At 70.3% G+C, this 19472-nt stretch carries 17 protein-coding genes; 4 read left to right on the top strand and 13 right to left on the bottom strand.

The window, feature by feature from the left end; genetic code table 11:
* Window positions 1-7 precede the first annotated feature (7 nt).
* On the bottom strand, window positions 8-829 hold the full coding sequence (locus HQN59_RS17365) for an SDR family NAD(P)-dependent oxidoreductase (RefSeq protein WP_176070375.1): 822 nt from the start codon (window positions 827-829) through the stop codon (window positions 8-10).
* Window positions 830-885: 56 nt separating this feature from the next.
* Between HQN59_RS17365 and HQN59_RS17370 the strand changes: the two genes are divergently transcribed.
* The 4 genes from HQN59_RS17370 to HQN59_RS17385 are packed head-to-tail and all read left to right on the top strand — an operon-like array spanning window position 886 to window position 4604.
* The gene (locus tag HQN59_RS17370; RefSeq protein ID WP_176070376.1) at window positions 886-2058 is read left to right on the top strand and encodes an acetyl-CoA acetyltransferase; all 1173 of its coding nucleotides are present in this window, start codon (window positions 886-888) and stop codon (window positions 2056-2058) included.
* A gap of 16 nt (window positions 2059-2074) precedes the next feature.
* Window positions 2075-2476, top strand: a complete 402-nt coding sequence (locus tag HQN59_RS17375; protein ID WP_176070377.1) for a Zn-ribbon domain-containing OB-fold protein — start codon at window positions 2075-2077, stop codon at window positions 2474-2476.
* 15 nt (window positions 2477-2491) lie between these two features.
* Entirely contained in the window at window positions 2492-3727 is a 1236-nt protein-coding gene (locus HQN59_RS17380; RefSeq protein ID WP_176070378.1) for an acyl-CoA dehydrogenase family protein, read from the top strand.
* A 49-nt stretch (window positions 3728-3776) separates the two neighbouring features.
* Window positions 3777-4604 (top strand): TauD/TfdA dioxygenase family protein, encoded by an 828-nt coding sequence (locus HQN59_RS17385; RefSeq protein ID WP_246294996.1) that lies wholly within the window; start codon window positions 3777-3779, stop codon window positions 4602-4604.
* Between the two features lie 22 nt (window positions 4605-4626).
* On the opposite strand, the gene HQN59_RS17390 is transcribed toward HQN59_RS17385, so the two are convergent.
* Genes HQN59_RS17390 through HQN59_RS17445 form a run of 12 tightly spaced genes read right to left on the bottom strand, consistent with a single transcriptional unit; the run spans window position 4627 to window position 19424 of the window.
* Entirely contained in the window at window positions 4627-5415 is a 789-nt protein-coding gene (locus tag HQN59_RS17390; RefSeq protein WP_176070380.1) for an alpha/beta fold hydrolase, read from the bottom strand.
* A 14-nt stretch (window positions 5416-5429) separates the two neighbouring features.
* The gene (locus HQN59_RS17395; protein ID WP_176070381.1) at window positions 5430-5846 is read right to left on the bottom strand and encodes a MerR family transcriptional regulator; all 417 of its coding nucleotides are present in this window, start codon (window positions 5844-5846) and stop codon (window positions 5430-5432) included.
* A 6-nt stretch (window positions 5847-5852) separates the two neighbouring features.
* Window positions 5853-7049, bottom strand: coding sequence for an acyl-CoA dehydrogenase family protein (locus HQN59_RS17400; protein ID WP_176070382.1), 1197 nt, complete (start codon window positions 7047-7049; stop codon window positions 5853-5855).
* A 38-nt stretch (window positions 7050-7087) separates the two neighbouring features.
* The gene (locus tag HQN59_RS17405) at window positions 7088-8869 is read right to left on the bottom strand and encodes an acyclic terpene utilization AtuA family protein (protein WP_176070383.1); all 1782 of its coding nucleotides are present in this window, start codon (window positions 8867-8869) and stop codon (window positions 7088-7090) included.
* Between the two features lie 49 nt (window positions 8870-8918).
* Window positions 8919-9410 carry a PaaI family thioesterase gene (locus HQN59_RS17410; protein ID WP_176070384.1) on the bottom strand — a complete coding sequence of 164 codons (492 nt, stop codon included), beginning with the start codon at window positions 9408-9410 and terminating at the stop codon, window positions 8919-8921.
* Between the two features lie 34 nt (window positions 9411-9444).
* Window positions 9445-11094, bottom strand: coding sequence for an MBL fold metallo-hydrolase (locus HQN59_RS17415; protein WP_176070385.1), 1650 nt, complete (start codon window positions 11092-11094; stop codon window positions 9445-9447).
* Between the two features lie 13 nt (window positions 11095-11107).
* On the bottom strand, window positions 11108-12514 hold the full coding sequence (locus tag HQN59_RS17420) for a vWA domain-containing protein (RefSeq protein WP_176070386.1): 1407 nt from the start codon (window positions 12512-12514) through the stop codon (window positions 11108-11110).
* Window positions 12498-13466, bottom strand: coding sequence for an AAA family ATPase (locus HQN59_RS17425; protein WP_176070387.1), 969 nt, complete (start codon window positions 13464-13466; stop codon window positions 12498-12500). Before HQN59_RS17425 ends, HQN59_RS17420 begins: the two co-directional genes overlap by 17 nt.
* Window positions 13450-14640, bottom strand: coding sequence for an acyl-CoA dehydrogenase family protein (locus HQN59_RS17430; protein WP_176070388.1), 1191 nt, complete (start codon window positions 14638-14640; stop codon window positions 13450-13452). Before HQN59_RS17430 ends, HQN59_RS17425 begins: the two co-directional genes overlap by 17 nt.
* Window positions 14637-15785: an acyl-CoA dehydrogenase family protein gene (locus tag HQN59_RS17435; RefSeq protein ID WP_176070389.1), complete on the bottom strand. Its 1149-nt coding sequence runs from the start codon at window positions 15783-15785 to the stop codon at window positions 14637-14639. Before HQN59_RS17435 ends, HQN59_RS17430 begins: the two co-directional genes overlap by 4 nt.
* 37 nt (window positions 15786-15822) lie before the next feature.
* A complete protein-coding gene (locus HQN59_RS17440; RefSeq protein ID WP_176070390.1) occupies window positions 15823-17793 on the bottom strand; it encodes an acetyl/propionyl/methylcrotonyl-CoA carboxylase subunit alpha in 1971 nt (656 codons plus the stop codon).
* An 11-nt stretch (window positions 17794-17804) separates the two neighbouring features.
* Window positions 17805-19424 (bottom strand): acyl-CoA carboxylase subunit beta, encoded by a 1620-nt coding sequence (locus HQN59_RS17445; RefSeq protein WP_176070391.1) that lies wholly within the window; start codon window positions 19422-19424, stop codon window positions 17805-17807.
* Window positions 19425-19472 lie beyond the last annotated feature (48 nt).

Here is a 19472-nt window from a genome sequence, read left to right on the forward strand (position 1 = left end):
GCCCCGCTCAGCCCGGCGTGCTCAGCCCGCCGTTGACGCTGAGCGTCTGCCCGGTGATCGCGTCCGACTCCGGCCCGGCAAAGAAGGCCGCCGCCTGCGCAATGTCGGCGCAATACACCGGGAACAGCATGCGCTTCTTCAACTGCTGCAGCATGCCGCGCTCGTGGCTCGCCAGCTCCGGCGAGGCGCCGCCCCAGCGCGGCTCGGCGTCTGCGATGTAGCTCATCGCCACCGCGTTGATGCGGATGCCGTCGCGGCCAAGTTCGCGCGCCAGCACGCGGCACATCTGCATCATGCCGCCGGTGGCGCCACCGATGAACGACTCGCCCACCGTGGCCACGCGGCCGGCGTCGGTGCCGATGGCGACGATCTTGCCGTGCTGGGTGGCGCGCATGGCTGCCGCGGCCGCCTGGATGACGTGTGCGCGCGCCAGCCAGTGCGAGCGGATGTAGGTGTCGAAGTCCTCGCCGCTCATGTCCATGAACAGCTTGAAGGCCAGCGAATCGCTGCTCGCGCCGGCGCCGCTGGCGGCCAGCACGTCCAGCCGGCCGTGGCGCTGCACGATGCCACCGACCAGCGCCTGCACGGCGGCGCGATCGGTCAGGTCGGCAGCAGCGAACTCGGCGCGCCCGCCGGCGGCGGCGATCTCGTCGGCCACCGCCTGACCGGCGGCAGCGTTGCGCCCGCTGACCACCACGTGGGCGCCGCGCCGCGCCAGCTCGAGCGCGATGGCGCGGCCGATGTACGCAGTGGCGCCGGTGACCAGTGCGATGGCGGCGGAGAGCGGAGGAGATGACCGGGGCGATTGCCGGGACGATGTGGACGTCATACACTTCAACCTAACAGTTGTTTGGCCGACGGCCATTGTGAAGGAGAGTCACGGTCATGGGCAAACGTGAGGCGGTGATCGTCGGTGTGGCCGACCTGCCGTTGAAGGACGGTAAGGTGACGGCGTCGATGTCGGTGCTGCAGGCGCAGGCGCTGTGCGCGCGCGACGCGCTGGCCGACGCGGGCATTGCCATGCGCGAGGTGGACGGTTTGCTCACCGCCGGCATGTGGGGCGTGCCGGGCCCGGGCCAGCTGGCCACGGTGACGCTGTCGGAGTACCTCGGCATCGTGCCGCGCTTCGTCGATGGCACCAACATCGGCGGCTCGGCCTTCGAGGCGCATGTGGCGCATGCTGCCACGGCCCTCGAGGCTGGGCGCTGCGAGGTGGCGCTGATCACGTATGGCAGCCTGCAGCGCAGCGAGGCCAGCCGCAACCTCGCCGGTCGACCCTCCGTGCTGACCATGCAGTACGAAACGCCCTGGGGTATGCCCACGCCGGTGGGCGGCTACGCGCTGGCGGCCATGCGCCACATGCACGAGCACGGCACCACCTCGCAGCAACTGGCCGAGATCGCCGTGGCCACGCGGCAATGGGCGGCGCTGAACCCGGCCGCGACGATGCGCGGGCCGCTGTCGATCGACGACGTGCTGGCCAGTCCGATGATCTCGGACCCGCTGCACCTGCTCGACGCCTGCCTGGTCACCGACGGCGCCGGCGCCGTCGTGATGACCACCGCCGAGCACGCGCGCGCCATCGGTCACCGCAAGCCGGTGCACGTGCGTGGCTATGGCGAGGCGCACACGCACTGGACCATCGCTGCGATGCCCGACCTCGCGCGCCTGACCGCCGCCGAGATCGCCGGCCGCGAGGCCTTCGCGATGGCTGGCGTGCGGCCCGACGGCATCGACGTCGTCGAGGTCTACGACTCGTTCACGATCACCGTGCTGCTCACGCTCGAGGCGCTGGGCTTCTGCAATCGGGGCGAAGGCGGAGCCTTCGTGGCCAACCAGCGCACAGCGCCGGGCGGCGCGTTTCCGATGAACACCAACGGCGGAGGACTGTCGTATGCGCACCCGGGCATGTACGGCATCTTCCTGCTGATCGAGGCCGTTCGGCAACTGCGCGGCGAGTGCGGCCCGCGGCAGGTGCAGGACGCCGCCACCGCGCTGGTGCACGGCACCGGCGGCACGCTCTCCAGCGGCGCCACCTGCATTCTTTCGACGCACTGACATCGGACCACCTGCCATGTACGAGAAGCCCCTGCCCGTCGTCGACCCCGAGAGCGCACCCTACTGGGCCGCGCTGAAGGAGCGCCGCCTGATCCTCAAGCGCTGCCGCGACTGCGGACGTCACCACTTCTACCCGCGCGCGCTGTGTCCGCACTGCCACAGCGACGCTCTCGAGTGGTCCGACGCCCGTGGCACCGGCAGCATCTACAGCTACACGGTGGCGCGGCGCCCAGCCGGCCCGGCCTTCAAGGCCGACCCGCCCTACGTGGTGGCGGTGGTCGAACTCGACGAAGGCGCGCGCATGATGACCAACATCGTCACCGACGACGTCGAGTCGGTGCGCATCGGCCAGCGCGTGGCGGTGGCCTTCGAGGCGGTCACCGACGAGATCACGCTGCCCAAGTTCAAGGCTGCCTGACCCGGCAGACCGGCCATGGATTTCGAAGTCGACGCGGATACCCGGGCCATCGGCGAGGCGGTGCTGCGCTTCGTCGAGCGCGAAGTGCTGCCACTGGAGGACGAGCACCGCGCGGTGCTCGCCAACGAACGCACGCTATTCCAGCCCGATGGCCGCTTCGTGCCCGAGCTGCTGGTGTTGCGACGGCGCATCCGCATGCGCTCGGCGGAACTGGGCTACTACAACCTGTTCGGTGCCGAGGCGCTGGGCGGCGCGGGGTTGGGTGCGCAGGCGATGGCGCACATCCAGGAGGTGCTGAACCACCGCTTCGGACCCGGCCGGCCGCTGATCCAGACCGTGGTGCTGCCATCGCCCTTCACCAATGGCCTGTCGCCGGTGCTGCGGCAGCTGGCGCCGGCCGCCTTCGCGCGCTATCGCGAGGGCATCGCCAGCGGCGACAAGACCCTGTGCTTCGGCCTGAGCGAACCCGATGCCGGCTCCGACGTGTTCGCAATGAAGACGCGCGCCGTACGCGACGGCGACCACTGGGTGCTGAGCGGCACCAAGCAGTGGATCACCAACTCGCCCTACGCCGACCACGCGATGATCTTCGCGCTGACCGACCCCGAGGCTGCGGCCCGCCACCAGGGTGGCGTGACCGGGTTCTTCATCGACACGAAGACGCCTGGCTTCTCGGTGCCGCGCCTGATCAACACCATGGGCCATCTGGGCGGTGACACCGGCGTCGTGGTGCTCGACGGCGTGCGCGTGCCCGACGACCACCGGCTGGGCGCCGTGGGCCGCGGCCTGGCGGTGGCGATGGACGGCGTGAACGCCGGCCGCATCGGCATGGCAGCCACCTGCCTGGGGCTGGCGCGCTGGGCGCTGGACCAGGCGCTCGCGTACGCCAAGGTGCGCAAGACGCAGGGCGTTCCCATCGCCGAGCATCAGGCGATCCAGTTCATGCTGGCCGACAGCGCGATGGACATCTACGCCGCCAAGTCGATGATCCAGAACTGCGCCTGGCGCATCGACCGAGGCGAAGCGGCCACCGCGCAGGTGAGCATGGTCAAGGCCTTCGCCACCGAGATGCTCGGTCGCGTGATGGATCGCAGCATCCAGGTGCATGGCGCGATGGGCTTGACCAACGAGCTGCGCATCGAGGAGGGCTGGCGCTTCGCGCGTGTGATGCGCATCCCCGACGGCACGGCCGAGATCCAGCGGCGCACCATCGCACGCCAGCTGCTGGGCGGGCGGGCAACGGATCTGTAGAACGCCGATACGGAGCTCTGGAGGCGAAGCGACGATGGGGAAATCCGCGATGGAGATCAGGCGCCTGGCCGGAGCCATCGGCGCCGAGGTGACTGGGCTCGATCTGCGCCGGCCCCTTGCAGCGGCGCAGACGGCCGAGCTGCGGCGCGTGTGGCTCGAGCACGGCGTGATCGTGCTGCCCGGCCAGATGCTGAGCAGCGACGAGTTCATGGCCTTCGCCGCCACCATCGGCACGCCGGTGGAGTATCCCTTCGTCAAGGGCCTCGACGGTTGGCCAACCATCATCGAAGTGAAGAAGCTCGAGCACGAGCGTGTCAACTTCGGCGGCGTCTGGCACAGCGACACCGCCTACCTGGAACAGCCGCCGATGGCCACGCTGTTGCTCGCGCGCGAGGTGCCGCCACACGGTGGCGACACCCTCTTCGCCAGCCAGACGGCGGCCTACGAAGCTCTGTCCGAGGGCATGCAACGGCTGCTGGCCGGTCTGCGCTGCGTCAACAGCTCGGCCAAGGCCGACACCTCGCGCACGCGCGAGGACCGTATCGCCGAAGCCGGCCGCAGCGAACGCCGCGTCTACGGCGCCGAACATCCGGCGGTGCGGCTGCACCCCGAGACGGGACGCCGCGCGCTGTACATGAACGTGGCGCACACTGTGCAGTTCGCTGGCCTGACCGAGGAGGAAAGCGCGCCGCTGCTGCGCTTCCTGCACGAGCACCAGCGCAAGGAGGAGTTCACCTGCCGCGTGCGCTGGGCGCCCGGCACGCTGGCCCTATGGGACAACCGCAGCACGCAGCATTACCCGATCAACGACTACCACGGGTTCCGCCGCGTGATGCACCGCATCACGCTGGCGGGTGACGTGCCGCGCGCCGTCTGACGGACCGCAGGTCCGCGAGGCATCAGCGCTCGATGGCGATGCCCGCCGCGCTAGCGACGCGGGCCAGCGCCGCCAGCACTTGGGCGCGCGCCCGGTGCTGCGGATCGTGGCCGACCGCAGGGATTGCCGTCAACTCCAGCGGCATGCGGCCGTGGTCCACCAGCAGCCGCGCGCTCGCACGCCAGCCGTAGTCGTCATCCTGACCGAACAGCGCGGCCACCGGGCAGCGCACTTCGGCCACCTGTTTTGCCATGGACCACGCGACCGCGGCTTCGTCGGCCCAGGGCTCGTACCAGGCCCAGAACATCGCATCGGTCTTGTCGCCGTGGTGGCGAACGAGTTTCTCCCGCAGGCCGCCGTGCTCGAAGGCTTGGCGCGCCGAGGCCATGGCCCGCACCATCGGCAGGTCCAGCGCCACGGTGGGCGAGCAGGCGCAAACGCCACGCACCGCGTCAGGGTGGGCGGCGGCGGCGAGCAGGCCCATGGCGCCGCCATCGCTGTGGCCGAAGACCACGCTGTGCCGAATGCCGAAGTGGCGCAGCACCTCGGCAAACACAGGCCCCGATTCCTCGAAGCGATAGGAGCGTTCGCGCCGACCGACGTAGGCCTCCGAGCCGCCGTAGCCCCAGCGGTCGTAGGACAGCACGGCCAGACCGCTCGCCCGGGCAATGGCCTCGGGCAGGTCCTTCCAGGTGCTCGTGCAGTCCAGGCCCCCGTGCATCATGACGATCACCGGCGCTTCACTGTCGATCCGGCCCCAGGCGGTCGCCGCCAGGCTGCGACCGCCGGCAACCAGGAGGTGCTGCTCCATGCGCGGCCCCTCGCTCAACACCGTTCTCCTGCCGCCAGCGCTGCCGATGCGGCATCGCGGATGACACGGAGCTCCGCAAGCATCGAACCAATCGCGTCGCGGCGGTGCTGCAACGAATCGACGAAGGCTTGCAGCCCGGTTCCGGGATCGGTGGGTGGGCCGGACGTCGGCTGACCCAACCCATGCAGTCCGATGCGGCACTCCTGCAAAGAGAACCCCAGGGCCTGGAAGCGTTGCAGCAGTTCCAGCGTCCGAAGCTCGGCCGCGCCATACACACGCGCACCGCCCATTCGCTGCGGCAGCACCAACCCCAGCGATTCGTAGTGCCGGATGGCGCGCAGCGTGATGCCGACGCGCCTGCAGGCCTCGGAGATGCCCAGCGGCGCGGATGCCTGCGCCTGCCCAGCCCGCTCGGCTCGATGTTTCGGCACGGCCACTCAGTACGACTTGGGCAGGCCGAGCACGTGCTCGCCGATGTAGTTCATCAGCATCTCGTTGTTGATGGGCGCGATCTCGAGCAGGCGCGTCATCGGCCACAGCGTCACCACGTCGTAGTCGCGGTCGAAGCCGTAGCCCCCGTGCACCTGCAGCGTGGCCTCGATGGCCGCCACCGCGGCGCGCGAGGCCAGCAGCTTGGCCATGTTGGCGTGCGCGCCGGCGTCCTCGCCGTTGTCGAAGCGGTCGGCGGCGTCGTAGGTCATCAGCCGCGCGGCTTCGAGTTCGGCCTTGGCAAGGGCCATGCGGTGCTGCAGCGACTGGTAGCTGCCGATGGGCTTGCCGAAGGGCTTGCGGTCCTTCGAGTACGCCACCGCCTTGCTGAGCGCGTAGTCGCCCAGGCCAAGCGCCGCGCCGGCGGCCAGCAGCCGCTCCGAGTTCAGGCCCTCGAACATCAGCTTGGCTCCCTTGCCGGGCTCGCCGATCACCGCGTCGGCGGGCAGCTGCACGTTGTCGAAGAACACCATGTACTGGCGCTCGGCGGTCTCGACCTGGATGTTGAGCTGCTGCAGCTTGATGCCCGGCGTCTTCATGTCCAGCACAAACAGCGACATGCCGTCGGTGCGGTACTTCACTTCGCCTGCTTTGGTGGTGCGGGCGACCACGAGCATGAAGTCGGCGTCTCGCGCGCCGGAGATGAACACCTTCTGGCCGTTGAGCGTCCAGCCGCCGTCGGCATTGGATGTGGCCAGCGTTGTCATCGCAAAGCTGTTGGTGCCGGCATTCGGCTCGGTGATGGCGAAGCACAGCTTCTTCTCGCCGGTGCAGGTGGGCGTGACGTACTTGGCGATCTGCTCCTTGGTGCCGTGGCGCACGATGGGCACCCGGCCCAGGCCCGTGACCACCAGGAATAGCGTCGGCACGCCGGCCAGCGCCAGCGCCTCGTTGAGCGCCGTGATCTCAAGCACGCCGCCACCCGAACCGCCGTGCTCTTCGGGGATCGACAGGCCGAGCAGTCCGAACTTGCCCAGCTCGCGCCACAGCTCGTCGGGGAAGCGGTCTTCCTTGATGCACTGCAGGATGTAGCTGCGTGGGTATTGCTTGGTGACGCCGCGCGCGGCCTCCTGAATGTCGCGGATGCGCGACTGGATGATCGAGGAGGCGGTGGTGCGGCCGGTCGGCGTGGTCGGGGCGTTCATGGATCACTCCTTGGGGTTTCGGGGCAGGGCGGGTGGGGTCAGAGAGCGAGTTCGGCGGGGATCTCCACCGGATGGTCGAGCAGCATTTGCGCATAGGCCTTGCCCTGCGGGTCCATGCGCACCGAGGCGATGCCGCCGCCGCCCAGCGCTTCCTGCAGCGTGAAGTTGAGCGCATGCGTGCCCGGCAGATCGTAGCGGCGCACCTCGCCGTGCACGAGGTGCGCGAACCAGCGCGCCACTGCCTGCTCGGTGATGGCGGCACGGATGAAGGGCAGGTATTCGGGCTTGCGGGCGATGATGCCGATGTTGGCGGCGTCGCCCTTGTCGCCGCTGCGGCCCCAGGCCAACTGCACCAGCGGCACGCTGCGTGCGCCGCGGGCGAAGGCATCGGCGGCGGGCAGCGGGCCATCCACCACCCGCAGCGCCGCGGCGTCGAAGGGCACCCCGGCCAGCGCGGGCGCGGCGACCTTCTGCGCACCCATGTCGATGCTCACCGCGAGCTTCGCCTTCGGCACCAGGCAGGAGAAGAGCCGCACCACGGGCTGCACCTTCGGCCGCCCGCCGGTGAAGCCGGTGATCGCCGGCGCGGACATCAGCGCCATCGGCGCGACCTCGCGCGAGAACAGCTCGAGCGCGTCTTTCAACGGGTGGCGCACGCCCACCTTGAGCATCACCTCGCGCGCGGACACTCGGCCATGAGGGCCGTAGGTATCCTCGGCGCCGATGGCTTCGACGCAGGCCTCGGTGAAGTCGGGCCAACCACGCTCGGCGAACTTGCGCCGCATGCGCGCCAGCATCGAAGCGCCGACACGGCGCGCCTTGGCGCCGGCGTCGATGCCGCCGATCATGAACAGGCTCATCGCGCGGAAGCCGTCGGCACAGGTGACGCTCACCTTCGCCTGGTCGGTGGGCGGCAGCCCGCGCGCGCCGCGCACTTCCACGCGGTCGGGCCCCACCTGCGTGAGCGTGACGTCGGTGAAGTCGCACACCACGTCGGGCAGGATGTAGGCGCGCGGGTCGCCGATCTCGTAGAGCATCTGCTCGCCCACGGTGGAGGGGCACACCAGCCCGCCGGTGCCCGGCGGCTTGGTGATGACGAAGCCGCCGTCGGCGCTGCACTCGGCGATCGGGAAGCCCATGTCGTCCCAGCCGGGCACGCTGGCCCAATCGGTGTAGTTGCCGCCGGTGGCCTGCGTGCCGCATTCGATCAGGTGGCCGGCGAGGCTGCCTTGCGCCAGCTTGTCCAGGTCGTCGGCGGTCCAGCCGAAGCGCGCGATCAGCGGCGCCAGCGTCACCGCGCTGTCCACGCAGCGTCCGGTGACCACGATGTCGGCGCCCGCGGACAGCGCTGCGGCGATGGGGAAGGCGCCCAGGTAGGCGTTGGCGCTCATGACCTTGGCGGGGAAAGTTGCGCCGGAGAACATCTCCTTCGTGCCGGCCGCGCGCAGCACCTCGACTTGCGGCATCAGGTCGTCGCCGAGGACGGCGGCGATCTTCAGGTCCACGCCCTCGGCCGCGGCCGCAGCGACGAGCGCATCGCGGCAGGCCGACGGGTTCACCCCGCCGGCATTGGCCACCACCTGGATGCCGCGCGCCTTCAACTGCTTCATCAGGGGCTTCATGGTGGCGACGAAGTCCGGCGCGTAGCCCTGCGCCGGATCTTTCGCACGGGCGCGGATCAGCAGAGACATCGTGATCTCGGCCAGGTAGTCGAAGACCAGCACGTCGATGTCGCCGTGCTCGACCAGTTGTGCAGCGGAAAACTCGGTGTCGCCCCAGAAGCCGGAGGCGCAGCCGATTCGCAGGGTGTCCGTGCTCATGCCGATAGGTCCTTTCGCGAGCGGTTGTTGGAGGGCGTGCGCAGCCGTTTCAGCGGCCGGCGCCGTCCGGTTGCGGCCACATGACGCGCCAGATGCCCTTGGCGGTGGCGCAGACGCGTCCCTGGTCGTCGCGCAGCTCGCCTTCGGCAAAGGCCACGCTGCGCCCCGAGCGCACGACCCGGCCATGGGCTTCGAAGCGCGGGCCGGCGGCGGCATCGACGTAGGTGATGTCGAGGTTGATGGTCGACTGGCGCAGTTCGTGTGGCGCGATGCTGCGCATCTCGGGCCGCGCCAGGTTGGCCGAGGCGATGGCGCAGCCGAGCGCGGCGTCGAACATGTACGCGATGACGCCACCGTTGATCACGTCGGCCGAGCCGCCGCCGCCGCGCTGCATCAAGGTGGGCTTGCGCAGGTGCACGACGGCACGCCCCACGCCGGCGAGTTCCAGCTCCAGGCCCTGCGCGCTGAGGAAGGTGTTGCTGCCCCAGCGCTGCCAGAAGGCGTCGACGACGGCGGGGGGAAGGGGGGGCTGATCGGTCAAGGTCGGGTTCCTGTCGCAGAGAGTGACTTGGACGTCAAGGGCGCGCGAGTCCGAGCGCCTCGATGCGCTCGACATGCGCGATCAGCGAGCGCTTGGCCACCGGCCAGAGCTGCCTGGGCGTGTCGGCGTAGGCGATCGGCACCCAGTCTTCCGGGTCACCGTCGGGACGCTGGCGCATCGCGGCGAGCACCTTCGCCTCGCGCGCCAGCCGGTGCGCCTTCAGCCACGCGATGGCCTGCGGCGCCGAGCCGATGACGTGGCCGTGCGCCGGCAGGATGAAGCGGATGTCTTGCTGCGCGCATTCGCGCAGCAGCCGGTCGAGCGAGTCGATGTAGGCGGCCATGTTGCCGTCGGGCGGGTCGATCACCGTGGTGCTGCCGTTGAGCACGTGGTCGCCGGAGAACAGCAGCCCATCCTCCTCGAGCACCAGGCACACGTGGTTGGCGGCATGGCCGGGCGTGTGCACCGCGCGCAGCGTGACGCGGTGCTCCGGGGCGTCGAGCACGACGCGTTCACCATCGGCGAGCACGCGGTCGGGCGTGAATTCGGAATGCGCACGCGCCGTGGCCTCCGACGGCAGGCCGAGGATCGGCGGGCGATGGCCGGCGGCCGCTTCGCAGGCCTGCGCCAGCGGCCGCGCCGCGGGCGAATGGTCGGGATGCGAATGCGTGCAGACGATGGTCTGCACCTTGCCGCCGGTGAATTCGAGCAGGCGTGTGACGTGGGCGTCGTCCGGGGGCCCGGGGTCGATGACGACGAAGCCTGTCTCTGCGCTGCCCAGGATGTACGCATTCGTCCCTGGCCCCGTCATCACGCCCGGGTTGGGCGCGGTGAAGCGCCACAGGTGCCGCAGCAACTGCACCGGACGTTCACTCTGCCAGTCGAGCGCATGCAGCAGCTGCCCGTCGGGGCAGACGAGTTCGAGCTCGCCGAACGGGAGGTCGCTCTCCATGTAGCGCTGCGGCTTGCCGCCGACGAGCGCGCCGCGCGGGCACGACTCCCAGTGCGGCCGGTTGCTCGCGCAGGCGGCTAGCGCGGCGTCGACGCTGGCAAAGCCCGCCAGCCAGCGCAGCGTGCGCAGGGTCGGGAAGATCATCGGCAGCGTGCCCGCCTCGTGGTGCGCCAGCGCGTCGGTGGCGCGCAGCCACACCGGCTCGAACTGCTCGCTGTCGTCGGCCACCGGCGTCTGGGCTTCGGGCATGCGGCCGATCAGGAACAGCGTGTCGAAGCGGCGCGGCTGCACGTCGCGGTCGGTGGTCCAGCGCACGGCGACGCGCAGCGCGTCGGCGGTCAGGCGCAGGCCGCGTGTGCGCAGCTGCGGGTACAGCGGCTCCCGGCGCTCCAGCGTGGCCAGATCCTGCGCGGTCAGCGGGCGGCCATCCGCGTCGTGCGCATGCAGCACGCCGAGTTCCTCGAAGCTCTCGCGGAGCGCGGCCATCGCGGCGGGCAGGTGGGGCAGCGCGGCTGCGGCCGTGCCTGCGAGGTCAGCCACCGCCGCATCGGCATCGTCGACGCGGCCACCCGGGAACACGAACACGCCGGGCAGGAAGCTGGCGCTCGGCGAGCGCCGCGTCAGCAGTACTTCGGGACCGGAGGCCGTGTCGCGCAGCCACATCAGCGTGGCTGCCGACCGCGGCGCCACGGGCTTGCGCGGTGGATGAAGCTGGGTGGCGGCGCGGACCATGACTCAACGGCCTTCAGGCGCTCGCGCTGTTCGAACGCAGCAGCTCGTCGAGCGTGCGCTCCAGGTGCCGCAGCGAGTTGCACTCGCGCGCGATGTGGCAGTAGGGCGCGTAGCGCTTCATCTCCGAATCGCCCAGGCCCCAGAACGCGCGCGGCTCGGGGTTGAGCCAGATGACGCGCCGCGCGCGGCCATACAGCGTCTTCATGATCTCGCTGCGCGGATGGCCGCGGTTGTTGCGCGCATCGCCGAGCACGAGCACGGTCGTGCGGTGATCGATGCGGTGCATCAGCTGCTCGTCCAGGTCGAGCAGCATTTGGCCGTAGTCGGTGCCCGAGCCGCCCACGGCCTGCATGACCCTGTCCACTGCCTGCTCCACCGGCAGCGACTCGAACGTGGCGCTCACGTCGACGAGGTGGTTCGTGAACGCGTAGGACTGCACGTCCGACAGCAACTCGTCCAGGCTGTACAGGAACAGCAGCAGGAAGCGCGCGTACTGGCGCACCGAACCGCTCACGTCGCAGATGGCCACCACCTTGGGTCGCTCGACACGCATGCTGCGCCAGTGGGTCTCGAACATCACGCCGCCATAGGCCGCATTGGCGCGCATGGTGCGGCGGAAGTCGAGCTGGCCGCGCTGCTCGCGGCGCTTGCGCCGGCCGTGGCGCTCCGCCAGCCGACGCGCGATCTTGCGCACGATCTCGTGCATGCGCGCGAAGTCGCGGCGATCGATGGTGGACAGCTTCTGCGACTGCAGGAATTCGTCGTGCAGCTCGCGCGTGGGCGCGGTGCCGTACATCGCGAGCTTGCGCTCGACGAAGTTGCGCACCTCGTTGAAGAGCCGCTTGCGCGCCAGCTCCAGGTCGGCGTGGCGCTGGGGAGCCAGCGTCTGGCGGCGCGCCTCGCTGATCTCGCGGTCCAGCAGCTCCAGCCCCATGGCCTGCTGGATCTTCTGCGTGTAGTGGCCCTTCTGGGTGAAGAACCAGATGTCGGTCAGGCCGACCTCGCGCGCCGCCTGCTGCATGCGGCGCGACAGTGCCGCCGAGTCGCCCGACATCAGCAGCTGGGACAAGGCCTGCCCGGCGCTGCCGTGGCAGCCGCCGGGGCCACCGCTGCCCTGGCCACTGCTTTCGCGTGGCGGCGTCTGCGTCTGCGGCTGCGAGGCGTCGACGACCGGCGGGCCTGCCGATGCGGCGGTGGTGCCGAAGGAATCGAAGTGGAAGAAGCGATCGAAGGTCTCGTCGAAGATGGCGCGGTCGGGCAGCGTCTTGGCCAGCGTCGCGCCCAGCGCCGACTTGAGCAGGTCGCGCTCGCCCCAGCCCACCAGCGCGGTGGCGCGCGCCGCGTCGATCTGCGCGTTCAGGCTCACGTCCAGGTCGCTGCCGCGCAGCGCCTTGAAGAAGTCCTCAAGCGTGGCTTGCATGAGGGAACTCCGCGTTCTTGCGCGCCTTGTCCATCAAGGTGGGCAGCTGTTCGGCGGCGGTGGCAATGTCCTGCTCGAACTTCAGGAGCACGTTGAGGGTGTCGCGCACCAGGTCCAGGCTCAGGTGCTCGGAGTTCAGCAGCAGCAGCGTCCTGGCCCAGTCGATGGTCTCGCTGACCGAGGGCTGCTTCTTCAGCTCCAGCTCGCGCACCGCCTGCACGAAGGCGACGAGATCGCGGTTGAGTTTGCTGCTCAGCCCCGGCACCCGCCGCTCGAGGATGCGGCGCTCGATGGCGGCGTCGGGGAAGGGGATGTGCAGGTGCAGGCAGCGGCGCTTGAGCGCATCGCTCATCTCTCGCGTGTTGTTGCTGGTGAGGAAGACCAGCGGCTTGACCTTGGCCGCGATGGTGCCGAGCTCGGGCACCGAGACCTGGAAGTCCGACAGCACCTCGAGCAGGAAGGCCTCGAACTCGGGGTCGGACTTGTCGACCTCGTCGATCAGCAGCACGCAGCCGCGCTCCTGGTGCAGCGCCTGGTACAGCGGCCGCGGCTCGAGGAAGTGCTCGGAGAAGAACAGGTCGTCGTGCGCGTGCAGCTTCTCGATCGAGGCCGCCAGCCCCACTGCGCCCTGCATCAGCTCGGCCAGCTTGTCCTTCAGCAGCTGCGTGTACAGCAGTTGCTTGCCGTACTTCCATTCGTACAGCGCCTTCGATTCGTCCAGGCCCTCGTAGCACTGCATGCGAATCAGCGGCACGTCGAGGATGCCGGCCATGGTCTTGGCCAGCTCGGTCTTGCCGACCCCGGCCGGGCCTTCGACCAGCACGGGCTTCTCGAGGTTGAAGGCCAGGTAGACCGCAGTGGCGAGTTGCCGGCTGGCGATGTAGTCGGCGTCCGCCAGGCGGGACGACACCACGTCCACGCTCGCGAAGTGGGTGTCATGCAGGGACTTCATCGGACTCCTCGGTGAGCAGCATGCGTTGGCCGGCTTCGAGCTGGCGCGTCTCGCCGACGCTGCGGGCGATGCCCAGCACGCAACGGATGTCGCGGCTCAGAGACGCGATGGCGTCGCCCAGATCGTCGAGCGTTGCGGCGAGAGATTCGAACTCGGCCTGCCAGCGTTCCAGCAGGCGCCGGCTGCCGGCGTTGAACTGCGCCAGGCCTGTGCCCGGGCCTTCGGCTTCGAGGCGGCGGGCCGCCTGGTCGGCCACCGCCTGCAGGGCATCGAGCTCGAGCCGCAACGCGCCCAGCCGGCGCAGCAGTGCCGGCGCGGGCTGGGTCGGGCGCAACCAGCGCGCCAGTGCGTCAAGCTCGGCGTGCATCGCGCCCACCACCGCGCTGGTGAGCAGCGCGTCCTCGACCACGCGAACGGGCCTGGCAATGCGGTCGAAGGCGGTGCCACCCGGGCCCAGCCGGCAGGCAGCGGGCACAGCGCAAGCGTCGAGTTGCAGGCCGGCGTGCTGCAAGGGCGCCAGCACCGCAGCAGCGGGTGCGCTGATCGGGCCCGAGCCGGCGCCAGCCGAAGGCTGAAGCGCAAGGCCCGGCGTGCCGGCTTCGACCAGGAAGGCGTCGAAGGCCTTGCGCGGGCCGTCATCCGCCGTGACCGCCAGCACCACGAAGACATCGGCCGCCGGGCCATTGCTGACGTGCGACTTGCTGCCGTCGAGCAGCCAGCGCTCGCCCTGCGCGTCCTGTTCTCGGCGGGCGCTGCAGCGCAGGCGTTTCGGGTGCGCGCCGGCGTCGGGCTCGGAGACGGCCAGGCCCACGATGGCCTGGCCGGCGGCCATGCGCCGCAGCAGTGCGCGCACCCGTTCCGATTCGATCCCCGCGCCGCTGATGACGCAGCGCCCCAGCATCTCGTTGAGCATCCAGCCGAGCGTGAGGCCGAGGCTGCCGGTCTCGCGCGCCATGCCGCCGGCAAGCCGGGCGATGGTGGGCCAGTCGGCACGTGGGCCGCGCCCGTCGAGGTCGAACGACAGGCCCAGCAGGCCCTGCTCACCCAGGTGGCGCCACCAGGCGCGCGGAAAGCCGGCTTCGCGCGCCACCGCGGGCGCACCACGCAACGCCTGGCGCAGCGCCCGCACCAGGCCCTCGGCCGGCGGGCGCTCGGCAGCTGGCGAGGTCTTCATGCGTGGAACCCCAGCTGCCGCGCCGCCAGGTCGCGCATCACCTCCTCGGCCCCACCGCCGATGGCGTTGACCTTCACCTCGCGGTAAATGCGCTCCACCGTCACGCCGCGGATGAAGCCCGCGCCGCCGTGCATCTGCACCGCCTCGTTGGCGCAGAAGGCCATGGTCTGCGTGGCCTGGTTCTTCAGCAGGCAGATCTCGCCCACCGGCGCGTCGCCCTGCTCGACGCGCCAGGCCAGCGTCTCGAGCATGGCCTGCGTGGCTTCGATGCGCATCGCCATGTCGGCCAGCTTGTGGCGCGTGACCTGCTGGTCGATGAGCTTGCCGCCGAACATCTCGCGCTGCTTCGCCCAGGCCAGCGTTTCGTCCAGGCACACCTGCGCGAAGCCGTTCGCACCCGCAGCCAGGAAGATGCGCTCGCGGTTGAAGTTCTGCATGATGGCCTTGAAGCCCTGGTTCTCGGTGCCCACGAGGTTGTCCACGGGCACGCGCACGTCGTCGAAGTGCAGCGTGGCGGTGTCCGAGCACAGCCAGCCCATCTTGGACAGCGGCGTCTGAGTGAAGCCCGGCATGCCCTTCTCGATGAGCAGCAGCGACACGCCGGCCGGACCCGGGCCGCCGGTGCGCACGGCCACGGTGTAGAAGTCGGCGCGGATGCCCGAGGTGATGAAGGTCTTGGAACCGTTGACGACGTAGTGGTCGCCGTCGCGCAGGGCGGTGGTCTTGAGGTTGGCGACGTCGGAGCCGCCCGAGGGCTCGGTGATGCCCAGCGCGCTGATCTTCTCGCCGCGCATCACCGGTGGCAGCACCTTGCGCTTGAGCGCCTCGCTGCCGACGTTGACGATGGGCGGGCAGCCGATGGTGTGCGACAGCAGGCTGGCCAGCACGCCGCCGCCGCCGCAGCGCGCGAGCTCCTGGGCGGCGATGATGGTCATGAAAAGGTCGCCGTCGTTGCCGCCGTACGCCTCGGGAAAGCCCAGGCCCAGCAGCCCGAGTTCGGCGGCCTGTCGGTACAGCTCGCGCGGGAAGCTCGCCTGGTTCTCCCAGGCCTCGACGTTCGGCGTGATTTCGCGCGCGACGAAACGCCGCACTGCGGCCCGGAAGGCCTCGTGCTCGGCGGTGTAGAAGGGGCTGGATCGGCTCATCGTGGGTCTCCGGGCCAATGCGGGTAATTCAGTCTGTTCAAGCGGCTTCCTCGGTCAGCTTCACGACCAGCGCGCGCGTGGCCAGCTGTTCGCCCACCGCGGCACCGACACGCTCGACGACGCCGTCGCGACGCGCCAGCAGTTGGTGTTCCATCTTCATGGCCTCGAGGACCGCGACGCGCTGGCCCTTCACCACCCTGTCGCCCGCCGACACCAACACGGCGAGCAGGCGGCCGTTCATCGGTGCCAGCACGCTCGATTCGCCGGCGGCGGCGTCGCGCTGGGGCGGAGCGTAGGTGAGGTCATCGAAACTGCGTGTCTGGCCGTCCAGCGCCAGATGCAGGCGGCCGCCGGCGAACACCGCCGTGGCCTGCGTGTGCAGCCCGTCGATGGCCAGCCGATGGTGGGCAGCGTCACGCCCGAGAAGGGCGATGTCGTGTGCGGCACCCGCGGGGCACTCGACGCGGAACCGCCCGGCACCGAGCACGGTGACGTGGGCGTTGACACGGTCCCCGTCCGCGCCCAGCACCAGCGGCCAGCGCGCCGGCCCGTTGGAGCGGAAGGCGAACTGCGCGCCCCGGTACGCGCTGGCGTCGAACCACAGGGCCGCGGCGACCGCCAGCGCCCGCGAATCCGCCTCGGCGGCGCGCAGCCGCTCCGGGGGAAAGTTCCTGCCGATGAAGGCGGTGGTCGCCTGGCCGGCCGCGAACTCGGGGTGCGCCGCCGCGTCCGCGAGGAAGCGCAGGTTGGTGGGCAGGCCCAGCACGCAGGTGTTGCCCAGCGCTCCGACCAGGCGCCGCCGCGCTTCATCGCGCGTGGCGCCGTGGGCGATGATCTTGGCGATCATCGGGTCGTAGAAGGGGCTGACCGCCTGCCCCTGCGCCAGGCCGTGGTCGACGCGCACGTCGCTGCCCGCAGGCGGCTGCCACAGCGCCACCTCGCCGCTTTGCGGCAGGAAGTCGCTGGCCGGGTCTTCGGCATACAGGCGCACTTCGATGGCGTGGCCGGTGAGGCGAACCTCGTCCTGCGTCAGCGGCAGCGGCTCGCCGCGCGCCACGGCGAGCTGCCAGGCCACGAGGTCGAGCCCGGTGATGCATTCCGTCACCGGGTGCTCGACCTGCAGCCGCGTGTTCATCTCCAGGAAGTAGAAGTTGCCCTCGCGGTCGAGCAGGAACTCCACCGTGCCGGCGCCGACGTAGTCCACTGCGCGCGCCGCGGTGACGGCCGCCGCGCCCATGCGTTCGCGCAGCGCGGCATCGACGGCCGGTGAGGGCGCTTCCTCGAACACCTTCTGGTGGCGCCGCTGCACGGAGCAGTCGCGCTCGCCGAGGTGGATGACGTGGCCGTGGCGGTCGCCGAAGACCTGCACCTCGACGTGGCGCGGCTCGATCACCGCGCGCTCCAGAATCAGTTCGTCAGAGCCGAAAGCGTTCGCGGCCTCCGAGCGGGCGCGTGCCAGCGCATCGGGCAGGTCGGCCAGGTCGTGCACCAGCCGCATGCCGCGGCCGCCGCCGCCGGCCGCCGCCTTCACCATGATCGGCGCGCCGATCTCGCGCGCCTGGCGCAGCAGGTTGGCGTCGGACTGATCGCTGCCCTGGTAGCCCGGCACGCAGGGCACACCGGCGGCGAGCATCAGGCGCTTGGCGGCGGCCTTGTTGCCCATCTGCTCGATCGAGTGCGGATCGGGGCCGATGAACACCAGGCCGGCAGCCTGCACGGCGCGCGCGAACTCGGCGTTTTCGGACAGGAAGCCGTAGCCGGGATGGATGGCGTCGGCACCGCTGGCGGCCGCGGCGCGCAGCACGGCGTCGATGCTGAGGTAGCTCTCGCGCACTGGCGCCGGGCCGATGCACAGCGCCTCGTCGGCCTGCTGCACGTGCAGCGCGCCGGCATCGGCCTCGCTGTACACCGCCACCGTGCGGTAGCCCTGCGCGCGGGCGGTGCGCATGACGCGGCAGGCGATCTCGCCGCGGTTGGCGATGAGGATCTTGTGGAAGGAGGTTCGCATTTCCGTCGCCCTCACATCCGCGCCACGCCGAAGCTGTTGGGCCGCACGGTGCGCGCACGGCCCTCGCGGCACGCGGCCAGCGCCAGCGAAAGCACGGCGCGCGTGTCGCGCGGGTCGATGATGCCGTCGTCCCAGAGCCGCGCGGTGGCGAACAGCGAGTGCGACTCCATGTCGAAGCGCTTCAGGATCTCGGCGCGCATGCCCTCGAGCATGGCCTCGGGCGGCGCCTTGCCGGCGCGCGCCATCTTCTCCTCGGTGACGATGCGCATCACCATCGCCGCCTGCTCGCCGCCCATCACCGCCACGCGCGCGTTGGGCCACGCGAAGACGAACTGCGGGTCGTAGGCGCGCCCGCACATGCCGTAGTTGCCGGCACCGAAGGAGGCGCCGATCATCAGCGTGATGCGCGGCACCTTGCAGTTGGTGACGGCCTGGATCATCTTCGCGCCGTGCTTGATCATGCCGACCTGCTCGACTTCCTTGCCGACCATGAAACCGGTGGTGTTCTGCAGGTAGATCAGCGGCGTGCCGGACTGCTCGCACAGCTGCATGAACTGCGTGGCCTTGTTCGCGCCCTGCGGGTCGATCGGGCCGTTGTTGCCGATGAAGCCGCAGGGCTGGCCCTCGATGGCGCCGTGTCCGCACACGGTGGCGGCGCCGAACTCAGGCTTGAAGTCGAGGAAGTCCGAATCATCGATCAGGCGCGCGAGCAACTCGCGCACGTCGTAGGGCTGGCGGTAGTCCGGCGGCACCAGGCCGGCAATCTCCTCGGCGGCGTAGCGCGGCGGCTTCCAGCCGCGCCCGGTGCCCTGGCCGGGCTTGTCGTTCCACGGCATGCGCGCGAGCACGTCGCGCGCGATGCGGATGCCGTCGGCATCGTCCTCGGCCAGGTACTCGGCCACGCCGGAGACCCGGGTGTGCATCTCGGCGCCGCCCAGTTCCTCGTCACCGGCAATCTCGCCCGTGGCCGCCTTCAGCAGCGGCGGGCCGGCTAGGAAGGCCTTGGCGCGGCCGCGCACCATGATCACGTAGTCGGACATGCCCGGCAGATACGCGCCGCCGGCAGTGGAGTGGCCGTGCATCACGGTGACCTGCGGAATGCCGGCGGCCGACAGCCGCGCCTGGTTGGCGAAGCCGCGGCCGCCTTCGATGAACACCTCGCCCACGTGCATCAGATTGGCGCCGCCCGATTCGACCAGCCGCACCACCGGCAGGCGGTTCTCCAGCGCGATGGCCTCGGCGCGCAGGCTCTTGCGCATGCCCATCGGCGTGATGGTGCCGCCCTTGATGGCGCTGTCGGAGGCGATGACCATGCAGCGGATGCCCGAGACGATGCCGATGCCGGTGATCAGCGCCCCGCCGAGCACGTTCTTCTCGCCGTCGTCGTCGTGCAGGCGCAGGCCGGCCAGAGTGGACAGCTCCAGCCACGGCGAGCCGCGGTCCAGCAGCAGCGACACGCGTTCGCGCGGCAGCAGTTGCCGGCGCTCGCGAAAGCGCGACTCCATCGCGTTCGAGGTGTCGCGCACGCGACCTTCCAGGTCGCGGAAGTTGTCGATCAAGGCCAGCATCTGCTGGCGCTGTGCCTGGAAGGCTTCGGACTGCCGGTGGATGGCGGACTCGATGGTGGACATGCGGTCTTGGTTTTCTCGAAGAGGGCGTTGGGCAGACAGCGCGCGGAT

It is taken from the genome of Rhizobacter koreensis (genome assembly GCF_013366375.1).
Taxonomy (GTDB): Bacteria; Pseudomonadota; Gammaproteobacteria; order Burkholderiales; family Burkholderiaceae_C; genus Schlegelella_A; species Schlegelella_A koreensis.

Coding starts and splice junctions, on each gene's coding strand:
- HQN59_RS17370 (WP_176070376.1), top strand. CDS start 886: ATGGGCAAACGTGAGGCGGTGATCGTCGGTGTGGCCGACCTGCCGTTG.
- HQN59_RS17430 (WP_176070388.1), bottom strand. CDS start 14,640: ATGAAGACCTCGCCAGCTGCCGAGCGCCCGCCGGCCGAGGGCCTGGTG.
- HQN59_RS17415 (WP_176070385.1), bottom strand. CDS start 11,094: ATGGTCCGCGCCGCCACCCAGCTTCATCCACCGCGCAAGCCCGTGGCG.
- HQN59_RS17400 (WP_176070382.1), bottom strand. CDS start 7,049: ATGAACGCCCCGACCACGCCGACCGGCCGCACCACCGCCTCCTCGATC.
- HQN59_RS17375 (WP_176070377.1), top strand. CDS start 2,075: ATGTACGAGAAGCCCCTGCCCGTCGTCGACCCCGAGAGCGCACCCTAC.
- HQN59_RS17365 (WP_176070375.1), bottom strand. CDS start 829: ATGACGTCCACATCGTCCCGGCAATCGCCCCGGTCATCTCCTCCGCTC.
- HQN59_RS17425 (WP_176070387.1), bottom strand. CDS start 13,466: ATGAAGTCCCTGCATGACACCCACTTCGCGAGCGTGGACGTGGTGTCG.
- HQN59_RS17380 (WP_176070378.1), top strand. CDS start 2,492: ATGGATTTCGAAGTCGACGCGGATACCCGGGCCATCGGCGAGGCGGTG.
- HQN59_RS17435 (WP_176070389.1), bottom strand. CDS start 15,785: ATGAGCCGATCCAGCCCCTTCTACACCGCCGAGCACGAGGCCTTCCGG.
- HQN59_RS17420 (WP_176070386.1), bottom strand. CDS start 12,514: ATGCAAGCCACGCTTGAGGACTTCTTCAAGGCGCTGCGCGGCAGCGAC.
- HQN59_RS17385 (WP_246294996.1), top strand. CDS start 3,777: ATGGAGATCAGGCGCCTGGCCGGAGCCATCGGCGCCGAGGTGACTGGG.
- HQN59_RS17445 (WP_176070391.1), bottom strand. CDS start 19,424: ATGTCCACCATCGAGTCCGCCATCCACCGGCAGTCCGAAGCCTTCCAG.
- HQN59_RS17440 (WP_176070390.1), bottom strand. CDS start 17,793: ATGCGAACCTCCTTCCACAAGATCCTCATCGCCAACCGCGGCGAGATC.
- HQN59_RS17390 (WP_176070380.1), bottom strand. CDS start 5,415: ATGGAGCAGCACCTCCTGGTTGCCGGCGGTCGCAGCCTGGCGGCGACC.
- HQN59_RS17405 (WP_176070383.1), bottom strand. CDS start 8,869: ATGAGCACGGACACCCTGCGAATCGGCTGCGCCTCCGGCTTCTGGGGC.